The following is a 16,208-nucleotide window of genomic DNA, read 5'->3' as shown; positions in this document are numbered from 1 at the left end:
ATTTCTTGTTAAACCAGATATATTTGTTACGTTTGTTGGACAAATTAAGACTTGACCAACGAGCTGACGCTTACGGGACGACCGGGAGGGATCACGGTCGGTGTGAAAACCTACTGCTGCGTCTATTGCAACGACCAGCGGAAGAAAAATACTGGCGGTAGCACATGAACAACTACGTCCACCCCGCGACTTTGGAGTTCCCCGGCTCAAGCAGCCCATCGGATGCCGACCCCTGGGCCTTGTTGGAGGCGCATGGCGAAGGCCTGTCGGTAGAGAACTTTCTGACCACCTGGATGAGCCACGTCAGCAATGCACTGCGGCGTGCCATCACCGTTCCTTATGCCGACGAATTCGGTCTGACCGTGGCCGAGTGGCGCATGATCGCCGTGCTGGCCCATGCGCAGACGCTGCCATTTGGCGAACTGGTGATGCGTTCATCAACCGATAAGTCATTGGTCAGCCGCACCATGCGTATGCTCGAAGGCAAGGGCCTGGTGAGCCTGCGGGCCCAGGGCAATGCGCCGCGGCGCAAGCTGATGTGTGAACTCACACCCGCCGGTATAGAACTGCACGACCAGGTGATTCCAAAGGCCCGCGAGGGCCAGGCGAAGATGCTGTTGGTGATGACGGTTGAAGAGCGCAAGGTGCTGTTTCAGGTGCTGCAGAAGCTGCACCGTGAATGCCTGGTTCACCAGGCCGCGCTGCATCCGCATGGTGTGCCCGACGATGAGCTGCAGCATGAGCTGCATGAGACCCAAGAGGCTCAGCCGCCGCACGATGCACAACATGCGGCCCCAAGCCACCCCTGACTCACACCCAACCCAGCGCTCCCAGCAAGGCGCCCGCGCCTAGCAGCCACAGCAAGTGGATCTTGGTGCGCCAGACGATCACGGTGGTTGCCGCCGTCAGCAGCCATAACTTCCAATCGGTGGCCGGGTTGTGGTGGGTGGTGGCCAGAATCCAGCCGGTGGCAATCAGCAGTGCGATGACGATGGGCGCCATGCCTTGTTTAAAGGCGCGCACATCACGGCGTTCGCGGTTGCGATGACCCCAGCGTGTGGCCATGAAGGTCAGCACGCTGCTGGGTAGCATGATGCCGGTCATGGTCACCAGCATGCCGAACAAGCCCATGGGCCAGGCGGCTGCACCGCCGCCGGCGTTCAGGCCAATGTTCCAGCCCAGCAAGGCGATGAACAACACATTGGGGCCAGGCGCGGCCTGCGCAATGGCGATGGCGGCATTGAACTGCGGATCGCTGAGCCAGTGTTGCTGCTGGACCAGGTAGCGTTGCATGTCCGGTGCGGTGGTGATGGCCCCGCCCACGCCCAGCAGCGACAGCGCCAGGTAATGGCCAAACAAGGCCCACCAATCGGCGTGCGACATCACGATCTGGGTGGTGGTGTTCATGGCCGCAACTTTCGCCAGGTGAGCACACACGACAGCAGGCCCAGCGACAACAACACATACAGCAGTGGCCAACGCATCAAGGCGATTGCGATAAACACCAGAATGCCCAGGGTGCTGCTCAAGGCCAGGCCCAGCGGGTGTTTGCGCAGGGCGCTGAGCAGCTTGATGCCGGTGGCCGCGATCAGCCCTGCGGCCACCGCGCCCATGCCGCGCAGGGCGTTGCTCACGGCGGGGAGTTGCGCGAAGTTGGCGTAGAGAATTGCCAGGGCCAGGACCACCATCGTGGGCAAGGCCAGCATGCCGGCCAGCCCGGTGATGGCGCCGCGCAGGCCGAAATAACGGTCACCCAGCATCAGCGACAGGTTGACCACATTCGGCCCCGGCAGAATTTGCGCCACGGCCCAGTCCTCCAAAAACTCTTCGCGGGTCAGCCAGCGCTTTTTTTCGACCAACTCGCGTTGCACCACGGCCAACACGCCGCCAAAGCCCTGCAGGGCGAGCCAGGTGAAAGAGAGGAAAAGATCGGCGAGGGATTGGGGTCTTGGCCTGGGTTCTAGAGAGGTTTGTGCGGTGTCCATGCTGCGCCTGAAAATCTGGTGTTGATTATGTGGCGATGCGGGGCCGTGTTTGGCCTTGCAGCCGCGCTTTTCTTTGCATCAGACCTTGCGTCTGAACTTGCCATCAGGCCTTGCATCGGGCCTTGCATCAGGCAGGTCCCTAGCTTGCACCTAGGTTTGCGCTTGGCTTTGAAGTGTTGGTGCGTGTGTGGCCAACCACAAACCGCATGCGATCAAGGCCATGGCGGCGAGTGCGGTGCTGGTGAACGGCTCATTCAAAAACCAGTGGCCGCAGAGCCCGGCGGTCACCGGGTTCAGCGCCAGGAACACGGTGACGCGTGTGGGTGACTCGTGTTTCAGCGCATAAAGCCACCACAGGTAGGCCATGGCGCTGAACACGCCAATGGCGATGACGATGTACCAGGCCTGTGCCGACATGTGGGCCAACGGCGCCAAGCCACTCGATACGCCTGCCATCAGCAGCAAACTGAGTACCGCTGCCAACATCGAAATGCCCGAGAGTGGCAGCGTGGGGTAACGCTGCAGGTAGGGCCGGTACAACACGCTGCAAGCCGCGCCTATGAGTGTGCTGGCCAACACGGCCGCCTCGCCCCACCAGTCGCCGTGTGAGGTGGTGCTGGTTCCTGTGAGTTTGGGCGTCAGCGCCAGGGCCACACCGGCCACCGACAACAACACGCCAAACAGCAGGGCTGGCGTGACCCGCTCGCGCCCACACAGCGCCGATAGGAACAAGGTGAGCAGTGGGAACAGGCTGAACACCAGGGCGGTTTGTGCGGCGCCAATGCGCTGCAAGCCCAGGTTCAGCAGCAGCACCAGAACGGCGAACTGGCCTATGCCCAGGGCGGCGATGGCCAGAATGTCGCTGTTCTTGAATTTGATAGCGGCCTGCGCTTGTGGGGTGTGCGTCAGAGGCCTCAAAGCCTTGAGAATCCATGGGGCCAGGCAAAGCAGTGCTATGCCGTAACGCAGCAGTGCCAGCGTCAACGGCGGCACCTCGCCGATGACGGCGCGCGAGGCGACGATGGTGGCACCTATCTGCACACCGGTGGCTGCGGCTGCCAGCAGGGCCAGGTTCATGCGCGCAGCACGGTTTTAATCACAACTTCAGCTCCCAGGTCTCGCTCACCAAATCGTGTCCATAACCGCGGTAGGGCTCGCTTTTGACGAGGTTGAAGCCGCGCTGCGCGTAGATGTTGCGCGCCGCGGTCAGGCAGGCGTTGGTCCACAGTTCCATCTTGCGATAACCCTTGGCGCGCGCAAAGCCCAGGCATTCATCGACCAGGCGGCTGCCCAGCCCCAGGCCGCGCGCAGCGGGGGTGAGGATCAGCAGGCGCAGCTTGGCCACGGTGGCCGACTTGCGCACCACAAACACCGCGCCCACACGTTCGCCGTTGAGCTCGGCGATCCAGCCTTTTTCCCACTCGGGGTCGGCCTTGCGCAGCCATTCGGCGGCGATGTCGGCCACCAGCGCTTCAAAGCTGCTGTCCCAGCCGTATTCACGCGCGTAGATCTCGCCATGCTGCTGCACCACCCAGCCCAGGTCGCCGGGGCGCGGGTCGCGCAATTGCACGGTTTGTGTCGGCGGCTGCTGCGGTGCCAGATGGGTTTGCACGGTGCGCAGTGCCTGCAGCAACTGCGGCCGCTGGGGTTCGGGCACGGCGCTGAGCAGGGCGGCGGCTTCGTCGCGCGACTTTTGTTCCAAAGGGGCAAAGGCCGCATGCCCGGCCTGGGTGAGCTGCAGCAGGCTGGCGCGTGCATCGGTGGGCGAGACGCTGCGGCTCAACCAGCCTTCGCGTTCAAAGCGACGCAAGATGCGGCTGACATAACCCGCATCGAGGTTGAGCAACTGCGTGAGTTGCTTGGCCGTGAGCTGTTGCGCGCTGTGCGCCAACTCGTACAGCACGCGTACATCGGTCAGTGAAAGTGCACTGCCGAGGTAGGGCGCCAACACGCCTATACGCTGGGTATAGAAGCGGTTGAAGCTGCGTAATTGCTGCACATGCTGTGCGCTGGGGCCATGGGCGTCGGCCGTGGCGGTCGCCGTGGCAGGCGTGCGGGATGATGGCTTGGTTTTGCTGTTCACCAAGCCATTGTCAATCAATTAATTGCTTTTGGCAACTAAGTGCGATGTGTTTGCGCTCACCTGGCGCGGCCGGTACCACAGCGCATAGACCAGGCTCAGCACCGCCAGAATCGGCGCCCCCACCAGCAGCGTGAGGCGGAACATGGGCGTGAAGTAGGTGGTGAGCATCACCGCCAGCATCAGCCCTGCGCCGAGCAAGGTGAACCAGGGAAAGCCCCACATGCGAAAGCGCAGCGGGCCCCGGCCCTCGGCCACCCAGCTGCGGCGGAAGAAGAAGTGCGTCACAAAAATCATGAACCAGGTGAAGATGGCGCCGAACATCGACAAGGCCATCATCAGGCCGAACGATTGCTCGGGCGCCACCACGCTCAGCACGGTGGCGATGGCAATACCCACGCATGACAGGGCGAGTGCCTTGATCGGCACACCGTTGCGGCTGACCTCACCCACGGCGGCCGGTGCAAAGCCGGCGCGCGACAGGCTGAACATCATGCGTGTGGCGATGTACAGCAAGCTGTTCATGGCGGAGAGCGCGGCAATCAGCACCACGAAGTTGATCACGGCGGCGGCGCCTGGGATGCCGATGATTTCCATCACCTTGACGAACGGGCTCTTGCCGGCGCTGGTGGCGTTCCACGGCACGATGGCCAGCATCAGCGCAATCGTCACCATGTAGAACAACACCAGGCGCAGGATGGTGGCGCGGAAGGCGCTGCCGACCGCGCGTTCCGGGTCTTTGGCTTCACCGGCGGCCACGGCGATGGTCTCTATGCTCATGTAGCTGAAGATCGCCACCACCACCGCCACCCACGTGCCCCAAACCCCCTTGGGAAAGAAGCCGCCTTCGGCCGAGTAGTTGAAGAAGCCCACACCTTCTGGCTGGGTGCCAAACACCACGTAGCTGCCGATCAGGATGAACAACACAATCGCCACAATCTTCACCATGGAAAAGCTGTACTCCACGGCACCAAAGGCCTTCACACTCATGGCGTTGATGGCCACCAGCGCCACCGAGAACAACACCACCCACATCCACTGCGGAGTGTCCGGGTACCAGTAGGCCATGTAGACGCCCACGGCAGTCACTTCCGTGCCCACGGCCAGCACCACACAAGCCCAATAGACATAGCGCACCAGAAAGCCGGCCCAGGGCGCGATGTAGTGTTCGGCGTAGGCGCCGAACGAGCCAGATGTGGGGTGGGCCACCGTCATCTCGGCCAGGCAGCCCATCAGCAGTAGCGCGATGACGCCACCAATCGCATAACTGATTAAGACGCTGGGGCCGGCCAGGCCAATGGCAAAACCACTGCCCAGAAACAAGCCGGTGCCGATGGCGCCGCCGATGGCGATCATCGCCATCTGGCCGGAGGTGAGTTGTTTTTGCAGACCTTTTTCGCGGTCGGCGATGTGTTGGAAGTCACGCATGTTTTTGCCTCGTGAAAGATTTATTGGCCGAAGCCTTTTGGGAAAGAGAAACGCCAGGCGATAGCCCGCCCGCTACGCCGATGGGGGCGCAGTTGTCTATTGAGAACGGATAGAAACAAAACGGGCCAGTTGGTGGTCTACCAACTGGCCCGTCTGTGTTTTAGGCTTTCTTCTCAGGGATCACGGCGTAGGCCACGATCTCCAGCTTCATGCCTGGCACCACCAAGCCCGACACACCCATGCTGGAGCGGTTGGGGTAGGGCGCTTCAAAGAATTCGCGGTAGACCGCGTCGATGACCTTCATGTCTTGCACGTCGGTCATGTAGATCAACACTTGCGTCACGTCTTGCAGGCTGCCACCGGCCGCCACCACGGCGTTGCGCAAATTGGTGAAGGTGATGCGCGCCTGTTCGTCAATGGCGCCGGTGTGGATGCTGCCGTCGGGGCGCACGGGACCGTGCGCAGTGAACAACAGGCCGGACGACTGCATCGAGGCTTTGACCGCCCATGAAAAGGGCTGGTTGAGCGGAGGCAAGCCGACGTCGATGATTTCTTTCATGTGGATTCCGTGCTGGCGTTGAATCGTTGACGTGTTTACAGAACCGAAGCCACGGCGCGGGCCACGTATTCGACGTTGCCCGTGGTCAGACCCGACATACACATGCGGCCCGAACCCACCAGGTAGACGCCGTGTTCGTCGCGCAGGCGCGCCACTTGTGCGGGGTTCAAGCCGGTGTAGGTGAACATGCCGCGCTGCTGCACGAAGTAGTCGAAGTTGCGACGGCCCTGGAACTTCTCGTTCAGCACCGCGTGCAATTGCGCCCGCATGGCCTTGATGCGCTCACGCATGGTGGCCAGCTCGGCCTCCCATGAGGCAAACAGCGCCGGGTCTTTGAGCACACGCGTGACGATGCGGCCACCGTGTGTGGGCGGCGTGGAGTAGTTGCGGCGCACGGTGGCCTTCAACTGGCCCAGCACCACGGCAGCGGCGGCGGCATCGGCGCAGACCACGCTCAAGCCGCCACAACGCTCGCCATACAGCGAGAAGTTTTTCGAGAACGAGTTGGCGACGAAGAACTGGATGCCGGCATCGGCCAGGGCGGTCAGGGCAAAGGCGTCTTCACGCAGGCCATCGCCGAAACCCTGGTAGGCCATGTCGACAAAGGGGATCAGGCCACGCGCCTGTATCACCGGGATCAGCGCCTGCCATTGTGCGGGCGACAGGTCCACACCCGTGGGGTTGTGGCAGCTCGCGTGCAGCAGCACCACGCTGTTGCGCGGCAGTTGGTCGAGTGTGGCCAGCATGTCGTCAAAACGCAGGCCGCCGGTGGCTGCGTCGTAATAAGGATAGGTGTGCACCTTCAGGCCGGCGCCTTCAAACAGGGCCACGTGGTTTTCCCAGGTCGGGTCGCTGACCCAGACATCGGCTTCGGGGAAATACTGGCGCAGAAAGTCTGCACCGACCTTCAACGCGCCCGAGCCGCCCAGGCTTTGCATGGTGGCGATGCGGCCGCTCTTCACGGCTTCGTGCTCGGCACCGAACACCAGCTTTTGCACGGCTTCGCGGTAGTCGCCCATGCCTTCAATCGGCAGGTAGGAGCGTGGGCCGATTTCCGCCAGCATGGCCGACTCGGCCTTGCGCACTGCGTCCATCACGGGCAGCTTGCCGTTGTCGTCGAAGTAGATGCCGATGCTCAGGCTGACCTTGTTGGTGCGCTCGTCCTTCTGGAAGGACTCCATCAGCGACAGGATGGGGTCGCCGGCGTAGGCGGGCACGTGGGAAAACAGGTTGGTGTGTGGCGTGGTCATGGCAGTGAATTTCAGGGGTGAACGGGTGGGCTTGCGCGAGCCTGCAAAGCCAGGAAGGCGCGCAATGTCATATTTTTATCACGATTTATGCGCTGTATCTACAAAATACTTGCATGTTTGCCTTGGTGTGATTCATTATTGGATTGATGTTCTATTGATGTTGTTTTTATTGGAATATTTATGCGTGTTGAGACCGATGAAATTGACCGCCAATTGCTCACGGCCCTGCAAGACAACGCGCGGCTGACCAGCGCCGAGTTGGCGCAGATGACGGGTTTGTCGCAGTCGCCCTGCTGGCGCCGGGTCAAGCGCCTGGAAGAGGCTGGTGTGATCAAGGGTTATCAGGCGCGGCTGGACCGGCGTGCGCTGGGCTACGGCGTGAATGCGTTTGTGATGGTGGGCATTGACCACCAGGATGCGGTGTCATCGCGTGCCTTTGAAGAGGCCGTGCGCGCGATACCCGAGGTGGTGTTGTTCCACGGCATTTCAGGTCCGGCCGACTTCATGCTGCTGGTGGTGGCGCGTGACCTGGATGCGTATTCGGAGTTGCTGCAAAAGCGCCTGCATCGCCTGCCGGGGGTTAAGCAGTTGCAGACCTTTTTTTCGCTGCAGGAGTTCAAGGGGTTTGGCGGCTTGCCGATTCCAGAATAGTGTTTGGCCTAGGGTAGAAAAAGCCATGGGCCTACATGCTTTTACAAGCTGAGTGCCGCTTGGTGTGTGCCACGGCGGTAGCATGTGACCAAAGGCCAGCCGGCCATCTGCTTTCATCACTGAATCTCCTTGGTTTCTATGCTGCACACTTCTAAAAACTTCTTGCTGTCGTCTCTGCGCCCGGTGTTGGCGTGTGGCACGTTGGTGTTGATGGCGGGCTGTAGCAGCTTGGGCTTGGGCACGGCGACGGGGCCCGACGCTCGGCCCAGCGTGCCAACGGCACCACAGCGTCAACCGGAGCTTGCCGCCTTCAGTTCCCCTTTGAGCGGCGCCGCCGAAGTGCCGCCCGTGGGCACCAACGGCATGGGCCAGATCGATGCCGTGTTGAACCGCAGCACCAACGTGCTGCGCTACCGCTTGACGTTCAGCAGCCTGAGTGGCGTGGCCACCGCAGCGCACTTCCATGGGCCTGCAGCAGAAGGTGTCAACGCTGCGGTCGTGGTGCCCATTCGTGGCCCTTACAAGAGCCCTGTAGAAGGCAGCGCCACACTCACGCCAGCACAAGCCGCCGACTTGTTGGCGGGGCGCTGGTACGTCAACATCCACACGGCATTGCGCCCCAATGGCGAGCTGCGCGGGCAGTTGATCCTGCGCCAGTAGGTGTTTGGTCAGATGGTTTGTGTTTGACGAAAACACTCCTGGCCGCCGCCAAGCTCAACGCTGGCCCGTGCCGTGAGCCTCAGTCAGGATCATGTCGCCCTGGTGCCCAGGGAGCGGCTTGATTCAGAGGCGTTATGGAATGGGCAGCGGCCCTGATGCCGCATCACCTGTTAGCAATCGGGTGCTTTGATTTTTGTAGTGGCTGCCGCACGGTTGGTCTGCCTCTGCGGTCGATTTGGCGATGAACGGTTTTCAGCCCGCCTCGGTGTGCTGACATTGCCCATGGCCTACACTGCCCGCATTCTTTCGGTGGGAGCTGCTGTGCTGGTATTGGGTATTGAGTCTTCGTGTGATGAAACGGGTGTGGCGCTGGTGCGCGCCGAAGGCCAGGCTGTGCCGCAACTGTTGTCGCACGCGCTGCACAGCCAGATCGCCATGCACCAGGCCTATGGCGGCGTGGTGCCCGAGTTGGCCAGCCGCGACCATATTCGCCGCGTCTTGCCGCTGACCACACAGGTGCTGGCCGAGGCCGGTCAAACGCTGGGCGATATCGACGTGGTGTCTTACACCCGTGGCCCAGGCCTGGCCGGTGCCTTGCTGGTGGGCTCTGGTGTGGCCTGTGCGCTGGGCGCTGCGCTGGGGCGGCCGGTGCTGGGACTGCATCATCTGGAGGGCCATTTGCTCTCGCCATTTTTGAGTGCGGACCCGCCTGAGTTTCCGTTCGTTGCCTTGCTGGTATCTGGTGGCCACACGCAGTTGATGCGTGTTACCGGCGTCGGGCAGTACAGCATCTTGGGTGAAACCATAGACGACGCGGCGGGTGAAGCGTTTGATAAATCCGCCAAGATGCTTGGCCTGGGTTACCCCGGCGGCCCGGCCTTGGCCAAGCTGGCCGAGCAGGGTGATGGCGCCGCCTTCAAGCTGCCGCGCCCGCTGCTGCACAGCCACAACCTTGACTTCTCGTTCGCCGGCCTGAAGACCGCCGTGATGACGCAGGCGCAAAAGCTCGGTGATCAATTGGATGCGCGGCGTGCCGACCTGGCTGCGAGCACGCAGGCGGCGATTGTCGAGGTGCTGCTGAAGAAATCCATGGCGGCCCTGAAGGAAACCGGTTTGCGCCGCCTGGTGGTGGCCGGTGGTGTGGGCGCCAACCACATGCTGCGCAGCCAGTTGAATGCGGCCTGCGCCAAGGCCGGTGTGCGGGTGCACTACCCCGAGCTGCACCTGTGCACCGACAACGGCGCCATGATCGCCATGGCGGGCGCGATGCGCCTACAGGCCGGTTTACAGGAAGCGAGCTTTGACTACGCGTTTGACGTCAAGCCGCGCTGGCCCCTGGACGCCTTGGCGAGTGGCTCTTAGGTTTTTTTAAGAAAACAAAAAAGCCACACCCAAGCATATCGCTCGGGTGTGGCCTGTATGCACGCGCCGGGCGTGCCAAGTTGTTTAGTTGATCGACAACGTGGACACGTTGCTCACCGGCACTTTCTTGCCGAGCTTGAGGGTCAACACACCATGTTCCAGCTTGGCTTCGCTGGTGGCGGTGTCGATGTCTAACGGTAATTCGTAAGCCACCTTGTATTGACGTGGGGCGTCGGCCTTGGTTTCGATGCGCACGATGCTGCCTTCAATGCCAATGGTGAGTTGGTCCTTGGCGATGCCGGGCACGTCGAACGACAAGGTGTAGGCCTGCTCATCCTGGCTCACGCTGGTGGCTTTTTGGGGGCTCAGCGATTGGTCGAGGAAACGATCCAGCGAACGCAGCGCGTTCAGATGGGCAGAGCGACGGAATGCGGCGGGAGAGGCAGAAGCGAGGAACATGACAGAAACTCCTAGTGGGTACACTGCGCGGCTTTCACAGTGATCGCCGCATGCACCATAACTAGGTGCGTGCCCAGGCAATTCAAGGGAATTGCATCGAAGTTTTTGTTTCGCTGTGCGGTCTTGAAATCTCTTGCGGCGACGCTATTTGCGCCAGCTTTGGCTGCTGCGCCGGCGCCTTCCAGTCCCCCCAAAATCACGCGCGCCGGCGTGAAGTTCAAGCGTGCAGTTCAACGTTGAAGGCCGGCTCAGGTGTAGCCCGCGCAGGCGCCGGCGTTGGGGCGGCCCTTGCATTCACGCCTCAGGCGTTTGTCGCGCTGCTTTGGGGTTTCGCCGGTGTCGTCTATGAACTTGGGCTTGGCGACTTTTTCCTTAGATGTTTGTGCACTGCTTTTGGGCTTGTCTTCGGCCGCCACGGCGGGGCCGGCCAGTGTCAATGCCAAGCCCAAGAAGCTTGCCGCAAGTGACTGCAGGGCTCGACGCAAAAGGCGCGGGTTTTGTGGCTCAGCAGGCATGGTGGGCTCCTGAAGCTATGCGACATGCATCGTACGCTGCGATCTTGTGTTGATTCAAGCTAATCTTTGGCGGGTAGAGGGTCGGCCTCCATTAGCATGGAGGGCTGGCCTCATCCCATTCCTCAATCGACCCGAAATCGCCATGCGCCTAGCCATACAGAATCTAGAAGAATCCAAGATCCGTGAAGTTGCCAATGCCGGCATGGGACGCAGCGACGTGCTGCCGTTCTGGTTTGGCGAGAGTGACGAGGTGACACCCGAGTTCATCCGGCAGGCGGCCATCGATTCCTTGCAAAGCGGCGAAACCTTCTACTCGCACAACCTGGGCTTGCTGGAGCTGCGTGAGGCCGTGTCAGCCTACATGAGCCCCCTGCATGGCCCGATAGGTGCCGAGCGCATCGCCATCACCTCTGGCGGTGTGAACGCGCTGATGTTGGCGATGCAGATGCTGATCGATGCGGGTGACGACGTGGTTGCCGTCACACCGGTGTGGCCCAACCTCACGGCGCAGCCGTTAATCATGGGCGCCAAGCTGCGTTGTGTGCCATTAAAACCTCTAGCCTCTGGCCCAGACAAAGGCGCCTGGTCGCTAGACATGGCGGTGCTGCTGGCGGCTATCACCCCGCAAACCAAGTTGTTGATCATCAACGCGCCGAACAATCCCACGGGCTGGACGCTGACACGTGAAGAGCAGCAAACCATCGTGGCCCATTGCCGCAAAACCGGCACCTGGATTTTGGCCGACGAGGTGTACGAGCGCCTGTATTACGAACCCACTGCCAACACCTGTGCGCCTAGCTTTCTGGACGTGACCGTGCCCGAAGACCGGCTGGTGGTGGTGCAGAGCTTTTCTAAAAGTTTCTTGATGACCGGCTGGCGTCTGGGCTGGCTGGTGATGCCGCCGGCCATGACGCAGCACATGGGCAAGCTGGTCGAGTTCAACACTTCTTGCGCCAGCGTGTTCACACAACGCGCGGGCATCGTGGCGCTGCAACGCACGGCCGAGGTCACGTCGCGTGTGGTGGCGCATTTGAAGGCTTGCCGTGACACCCTGGTGCCGCTGCTGCAGGCGCTGCCCGGGGTAGAGGTGGCATCGGCCAAAGGCGGCATGTATGCCTTCTTCCGCATGGCCGGCTTTGATGATTCGCTGGATGTGGCCAAGCGCCTTGTGGCCGAAGCGGGCATAGGCCTGGCGCCCGGCAACGCCTTCGCGCCCGAGGCCCAGGGTTGGCTGCGTTGGTGCTTTGCTTCGAAAGACTTACAACGCTTGCATGAGGGCGTGGAACGCCTGAAAAAGTGGGCTACAATCGAAAACCTGCAGCGGAGAAGTTAAATTTTTCGCTGTAGTGCAGATTCAGATTGCGGTTTGAATCGAAGAGGTTTCAGATAATGCTTTTTTACATGCTATAATCTGAGGCTTGAAACGCGGGAATAGCTCAGTTGGTAGAGCGCAACCTTGCCAAGGTTGAGGTCGAGAGTTCGAGACTCTTTTCCCGCTCCAAATTCCAAAAAGGGAAGCCGCAAGCTTCCCTTTTTCATTCAGAGATTCGAAGAAAGATTTTGGCGCGATAACAAAGCGGTTATGTACCGGATTGCAAATCCGAGTAGGTCGGTTCGACTCCGGCTCGCGCCTCCAAAAACTGAGCAGCCCCGCTGACACCTTGTGTTGCCGGGGCTGTTTTTTCGCGATGACCTGACTTTGGTTCGGCATTGCCTCGATGGTGAAATTGGTAGACACAGCGGACTTAAAATCCGCCGCTTACCCGTGAGGGGGCGTGCCGGTTCGACCCCGGCTCGAGGCACCAAATGTCGATCCTGTGCTGGTCTCGCAAACGCTGCGGAAGGAATTGCCCGATGCCGCGTCTAAATCTTTCCAAAAAGCGCCTAATATCCGAACATGGCACGCTATAACGCCCCTTTTGAGATCCATGTGCACGGACAAGTCCAGTTGCGCCCTGATGTGACCTTCGACCAGATCCAGGACGCGCTGAAACCGTTGTGGAAATATGCTGGCGCGCGTTCGCTGGCCGATGGTGCGCGCAGTGCATACGAGGAAGAGCCGGGCATCAAGTTCGACACTGCCGACCACACGCTGCAAATGTGTTGGACGGTGCCGGGTGATGAAGACTTCAAACAAGCGCTGGACGAGATGTGCATGAGCCTGAACGAGTTGAGCTCGCAGGGGGCTCCGCTAGAAGTCACCTTCTACGACGCCGACTTTGACGAAGAAGAGGCCAATCCCGACGACGAGTCGCGTGACGACTTCATGATGCTTTTTGTCGGCCCGAATCCAGCCGCCATCATGCAGGCCCAGCGCGACCTGCTGGTGCAGGATGTGATCAACATGATGGAGCGCCACTTCGACGGCGCCGAGTTGGGTGGTGTGGTGGCCGAGATCGACAAGCTGTTCTCGCAGCGCTTTGATGCGCTGGTGAACTCGCTGGAGATTGGCAAACCGCCGCGCGGCCCTGGTGGTGGTTCGGGCCATGGTGGTGGCCGCCGCCCACGCCACCTGCACTAAAGGCTGTCGAAAAACTACTGCGGAGCTCATCTGCGGTGTTGCCCGGTGCTCGGAATCCTCACGTACCTGAAGTACGTTCCGGTTCCTGCGCGCCGTGCGCCTAGCAGCTAACCTTCCTCGCTACGTTTTTCAACAGCCTTCCCGGCCGCAGCTATTCACAACCGGTCGGCGCAGGTCGCCCAGTGTGTCGCGTCTTCCGTCTGAAAATCTAACCAACGTCGCGCTGCCGCCTGCAGCACGGCCGTTTCTCCGCTCGTCACCAACTGCACTCGGCCTGGCCCGTCTGGCGCCAGCATTTGGTTTGCTTCGAGCAAATGCCGTGTGCGCCGCGCAACCGGTTCGCCAGTCGACAAAATCTGTACCTCTGGCCCCACCAAGGCCTGCAACTGCACTTGCGCAAAGATGTAGTGGGTGCAGCCCAACACCAGCGTGTCGATTTCGCCAGGGTTCGAGCCAAATCTGCCCATGGCGCTGATGTAATGCGCGCACAACGCTACGGTTTTTGATTCGTCTTGCGAGAGCACGCTGCGGCTGATCGCATCCGCCAAACCATCACACGGCTGAACGATGAACTCGGCCTGGTCTTGCAGGCTGCGCTGTAGCGCATCGAACTTGGCGCTGGTGACGGTGCCGCGTGTGCCGATGACGCCCACACGTTTGGTCTTGCTTGCGAGCGCCGCTGGTTTGAGCCCTGGCTCCACACCAACGATGATCAAATCCGGATGCTCTGCACGCAGTTGTGCCACCGCCGCCATGGTGGCCGTGTTGCAGGCAATCACCAAAGCCTTGATGCCGAACACCTCGCGCAGATAAGCCGTGATGGCGCGTGCACGGCCCATCACGTAGGCCTCACCACGCTCACCATAAGGCGCGTGGCCCGCGTCGTCCAGGTAAACAAAATGCTCAGAAGGCAGGGCGGCCTGCAGCGCTTGCAAAACGCTCAGGCCGCCTATGCTGCTGTCAAAGACCCCTACAGGTTCGCCCCCACGCTTGTCACTACGTGTACTGCGCGGCCCCCCGAGGGGGCGCTCGCATGCTTGGGGCAGCCCGCCGCAGCGCTCGGGGCTGTTCGACGATGCGGAGGCCGAACTCAAGCAGCCGCCACCTCAATGCCCTTGAACTCACCCGTGGCGATGCGCTTTTCCCATTCGGCCGGGCCGGTAATGTGGGCGCTGGTGCCACCCGCATCCACGGCCACGGTCACGGGCATGTCGACCACGTCGAACTCGTAGATGGCTTCCATGCCGAGGTCGGCAAAGCCCACCACCTTGGCGGTCTTGATGGCCTTGCTCACCAGGTAGGCGGCGCCGCCCACAGCCATCAGGTAAGCGCTCTTGTGTTTCTTGATGGCTTCGATGGCGACCGGGCCGCGCTCGGACTTGCCAATCATCGAGATCAGGCCGGTCTCGGCCAGCATCATCTCGGTGAAGCCGTCCATGCGTGTGGCCGTGGTCGGGCCTGCGGGGCCTACGGCTTCTTCACGCACCGGGTCCACCGGGCCGACGTAGTAGATCACGCGGTTGGTGAAGTCCACCGGCAGCTTTTCACCCTTGGCCAACATGCCCTGGATGCGTTTGTGCGCGGCATCACGGCCGGTGAGCATCTTGCCGTTCAGCAGCAGGGTGTCGCCGGGTTTCCAGCTTGCCACTTCTTCCTTGGTCAAGGTGTTCAGGTCGACCTTTTTGCTCTTGTTGTAGTCGGGCGTCCAGTTCACCTGCGGCCACAGGTCCAACGATGGCGGATCGAGGTAGACCGGTCCGCTGCCGTCCATCACGAAGTGGGCGTGGCGCGTGGCGGCGCAGTTGGGGATCATGGCCACAGGTTTGCTGGCCGCGTGGGTCGGGTACATCTGGATCTTCACGTCCAGCACCGTGGTCAGGCCGCCCAGGCCTTGTGCGCCTATGCCCAGGGCGTTGACCTTTTCGTACAGTTCGATGCGCAGGGCTTCGACCTTGGTCAGCTCGGCACCGGAGGCCTTCTTGGCCTGCAACTCGTACATGTCCAGGTCGTCCATCAGGCTTTCCTTGGCCATCAACACGGCTTTTTCCGCGGTGCCGCCAATGCCTATGCCCAGCATGCCGGGCGGGCACCAGCCGGCGCCCATGGTGGGCACGGTCTTCAGCACCCAGTCGACGATGCTGTCGCCGGGGTTGAGCATGACCATCTTGCTCTTGTTCTCGCTGCCGCCGCCCTTGGCCGCGACGGTGATGTCCACCGTGTTGCCGGGCACGATCTCGGTGAAGATCACGGCGGGCGTGTTGTCCTTGGTGTTCTTGCGATCGAAGTGCGGGTCGGCCACGACCGAGGCGCGCAGCGTGTTGTCGGGGTGGTTGTAGCCGCGGCGCACACCTTCGTTGATGGCGTCGTCCAGGCTGCCGGTAAAACCTTCCCAGCGCACGTCCATGCCCACCTTCAGGAACACGTTGACGATGCCGGTGTCCTGGCAGATAGGGCGCTGGCCGGTCGCGCTCATCTTGCTGTTGGTCAGGATTTGTGCAATCGCATCCTTGGCCGCCGGGCTTTGCTCACGCGCGTAGGCACGCGCCAGGTGGGCGATGTAGTCGGCAGGGTGGTAGTAGCTGATGTACTGCAGGGCAGCAGCTACCGATTCAATCAGGTCGTCTTGCTTGATGAAGGTGGTCATGGCGCACTCGTGGGTGTGTAGTTATAGAAAACCCTGCAATTATCGCCGCGTGTGTGGCGGCCGTGCGTCAGCGGGCTGGGAGCCCGGGCGCCAT

Annotated in this window: 18 protein-coding genes and 3 tRNA genes; 9 read left to right on the top strand and 12 right to left on the bottom strand. The window is 61.3% G+C overall.

The window, feature by feature from the left end; translation table 11 throughout:
* Positions 1-164: 164 nt before the first annotated feature.
* Positions 165-809, top strand: a complete 645-nt coding sequence (locus ACFQ95_RS10360; protein WP_422830773.1) for a MarR family winged helix-turn-helix transcriptional regulator — start codon at positions 165-167, stop codon at positions 807-809.
* Position 810: 1 nt separating this feature from the next.
* Here the strand turns inward: ACFQ95_RS10360 and ACFQ95_RS10355 are convergent, their stop codons facing one another.
* The 7 genes from ACFQ95_RS10355 to ACFQ95_RS10325 all read right to left on the bottom strand — a co-directional run bounded on the left by ACFQ95_RS10355 (position 811) and on the right by ACFQ95_RS10325 (position 7,281).
* Complete coding sequence (locus tag ACFQ95_RS10355; RefSeq protein WP_422830772.1) at positions 811-1,407, bottom strand: chromate transporter; 597 nt, start codon at positions 1,405-1,407, stop codon at positions 811-813.
* Positions 1,404-1,985: a chromate transporter gene (locus tag ACFQ95_RS10350; RefSeq protein WP_422830771.1), complete on the bottom strand. Its 582-nt coding sequence runs from the start codon at positions 1,983-1,985 to the stop codon at positions 1,404-1,406. The genes ACFQ95_RS10355 and ACFQ95_RS10350 overlap by 4 nt, the downstream gene beginning before the upstream one ends.
* 150 nt (positions 1,986-2,135) lie before the next feature.
* Positions 2,136-3,062: a DMT family transporter gene (locus ACFQ95_RS10345; protein WP_422830770.1), complete on the bottom strand. Its 927-nt coding sequence runs from the start codon at positions 3,060-3,062 to the stop codon at positions 2,136-2,138.
* 19 nt (positions 3,063-3,081) lie between these two features.
* Positions 3,082-4,071: a bifunctional helix-turn-helix transcriptional regulator/GNAT family N-acetyltransferase gene (locus tag ACFQ95_RS10340; RefSeq protein WP_422830821.1), complete on the bottom strand. Its 990-nt coding sequence runs from the start codon at positions 4,069-4,071 to the stop codon at positions 3,082-3,084.
* Between the two features lie 15 nt (positions 4,072-4,086).
* Positions 4,087-5,493 (bottom strand): amino acid permease, encoded by a 1,407-nt coding sequence (locus tag ACFQ95_RS10335; RefSeq protein ID WP_422830769.1) that lies wholly within the window; start codon positions 5,491-5,493, stop codon positions 4,087-4,089.
* Between the two features lie 160 nt (positions 5,494-5,653).
* Positions 5,654-6,052 carry a RidA family protein gene (locus tag ACFQ95_RS10330; RefSeq protein WP_422830768.1) on the bottom strand — a complete coding sequence of 133 codons (399 nt, stop codon included), beginning with the start codon at positions 6,050-6,052 and terminating at the stop codon, positions 5,654-5,656.
* 35 nt (positions 6,053-6,087) lie between these two features.
* Positions 6,088-7,281: an aromatic amino acid transaminase gene (locus ACFQ95_RS10325; protein ID WP_422830820.1), complete on the bottom strand. Its 1,194-nt coding sequence runs from the start codon at positions 7,279-7,281 to the stop codon at positions 6,088-6,090.
* Positions 7,282-7,482: 201 nt separating this feature from the next.
* Between ACFQ95_RS10325 and ACFQ95_RS10320 the strand changes: the two genes are divergently transcribed.
* From ACFQ95_RS10320 to tsaD, 3 genes are all read left to right on the top strand, one after another.
* Complete coding sequence (locus ACFQ95_RS10320; protein WP_422830767.1) at positions 7,483-7,953, top strand: Lrp/AsnC family transcriptional regulator; 471 nt, start codon at positions 7,483-7,485, stop codon at positions 7,951-7,953.
* A 138-nt stretch (positions 7,954-8,091) separates the two neighbouring features.
* Positions 8,092-8,613, top strand: a complete 522-nt coding sequence (locus ACFQ95_RS10315; RefSeq protein WP_422830766.1) for a CHRD domain-containing protein — start codon at positions 8,092-8,094, stop codon at positions 8,611-8,613.
* Positions 8,614-8,934: 321 nt separating this feature from the next.
* The gene (tsaD, locus tag ACFQ95_RS10310; protein WP_422830819.1) at positions 8,935-9,975 is read left to right on the top strand and encodes a tRNA (adenosine(37)-N6)-threonylcarbamoyltransferase complex transferase subunit TsaD; all 1,041 of its coding nucleotides are present in this window, start codon (positions 8,935-8,937) and stop codon (positions 9,973-9,975) included.
* A gap of 84 nt (positions 9,976-10,059) precedes the next feature.
* On the opposite strand, the gene ACFQ95_RS10305 is transcribed toward tsaD, so the two are convergent.
* The 3 genes from ACFQ95_RS10305 to ACFQ95_RS10295 are packed head-to-tail and all read right to left on the bottom strand — an operon-like array spanning position 10,060 to position 10,949.
* Positions 10,060-10,434, bottom strand: coding sequence for an Hsp20/alpha crystallin family protein (locus ACFQ95_RS10305; protein WP_422830765.1), 375 nt, complete (start codon positions 10,432-10,434; stop codon positions 10,060-10,062).
* 11 nt (positions 10,435-10,445) lie between these two features.
* On the bottom strand, positions 10,446-10,655 hold the full coding sequence (locus ACFQ95_RS10300) for a hypothetical protein (RefSeq protein ID WP_422830764.1): 210 nt from the start codon (positions 10,653-10,655) through the stop codon (positions 10,446-10,448).
* Between the two features lie 27 nt (positions 10,656-10,682).
* Complete coding sequence (locus ACFQ95_RS10295; RefSeq protein WP_422830763.1) at positions 10,683-10,949, bottom strand: hypothetical protein; 267 nt, start codon at positions 10,947-10,949, stop codon at positions 10,683-10,685.
* A gap of 142 nt (positions 10,950-11,091) precedes the next feature.
* Between ACFQ95_RS10295 and ACFQ95_RS10290 the strand changes: the two genes are divergently transcribed.
* The 5 genes from ACFQ95_RS10290 to ACFQ95_RS10270 all read left to right on the top strand — a co-directional run bounded on the left by ACFQ95_RS10290 (position 11,092) and on the right by ACFQ95_RS10270 (position 13,470).
* Positions 11,092-12,282, top strand: coding sequence for a pyridoxal phosphate-dependent aminotransferase (locus tag ACFQ95_RS10290; RefSeq protein WP_422830762.1), 1,191 nt, complete (start codon positions 11,092-11,094; stop codon positions 12,280-12,282).
* A gap of 92 nt (positions 12,283-12,374) precedes the next feature.
* Positions 12,375-12,450 (top strand) — tRNA-Gly (locus ACFQ95_RS10285).
* Positions 12,451-12,511: 61 nt separating this feature from the next.
* Positions 12,512-12,585, top strand: a tRNA-Cys gene (locus tag ACFQ95_RS10280).
* Between the two features lie 76 nt (positions 12,586-12,661).
* Positions 12,662-12,754, top strand: a tRNA-Leu gene (locus ACFQ95_RS10275).
* Between the two features lie 92 nt (positions 12,755-12,846).
* Positions 12,847-13,470: a DUF6806 family protein gene (locus ACFQ95_RS10270; RefSeq protein WP_422830761.1), complete on the top strand. Its 624-nt coding sequence runs from the start codon at positions 12,847-12,849 to the stop codon at positions 13,468-13,470.
* A 155-nt stretch (positions 13,471-13,625) separates the two neighbouring features.
* Here the strand turns inward: ACFQ95_RS10270 and murI are convergent, their stop codons facing one another.
* Positions 13,626-14,564, bottom strand: coding sequence for a glutamate racemase (murI, locus tag ACFQ95_RS10265; protein WP_422830760.1), 939 nt, complete (start codon positions 14,562-14,564; stop codon positions 13,626-13,628).
* The gene (locus ACFQ95_RS10260) at positions 14,561-16,114 is read right to left on the bottom strand and encodes a fumarate hydratase (protein WP_422830759.1); all 1,554 of its coding nucleotides are present in this window, start codon (positions 16,112-16,114) and stop codon (positions 14,561-14,563) included. Before ACFQ95_RS10260 ends, murI begins: the two co-directional genes overlap by 4 nt.
* Positions 16,115-16,208 lie beyond the last annotated feature (94 nt).

The organism is Variovorax sp. HJSM1_2 (assembly GCF_049316285.1).
In the GTDB taxonomy this organism is placed as follows: domain Bacteria; phylum Pseudomonadota; class Gammaproteobacteria; order Burkholderiales; family Burkholderiaceae_C; genus Rhodoferax_B.
This window is presented reverse-complemented; position numbering and strand designations above follow the sequence as displayed.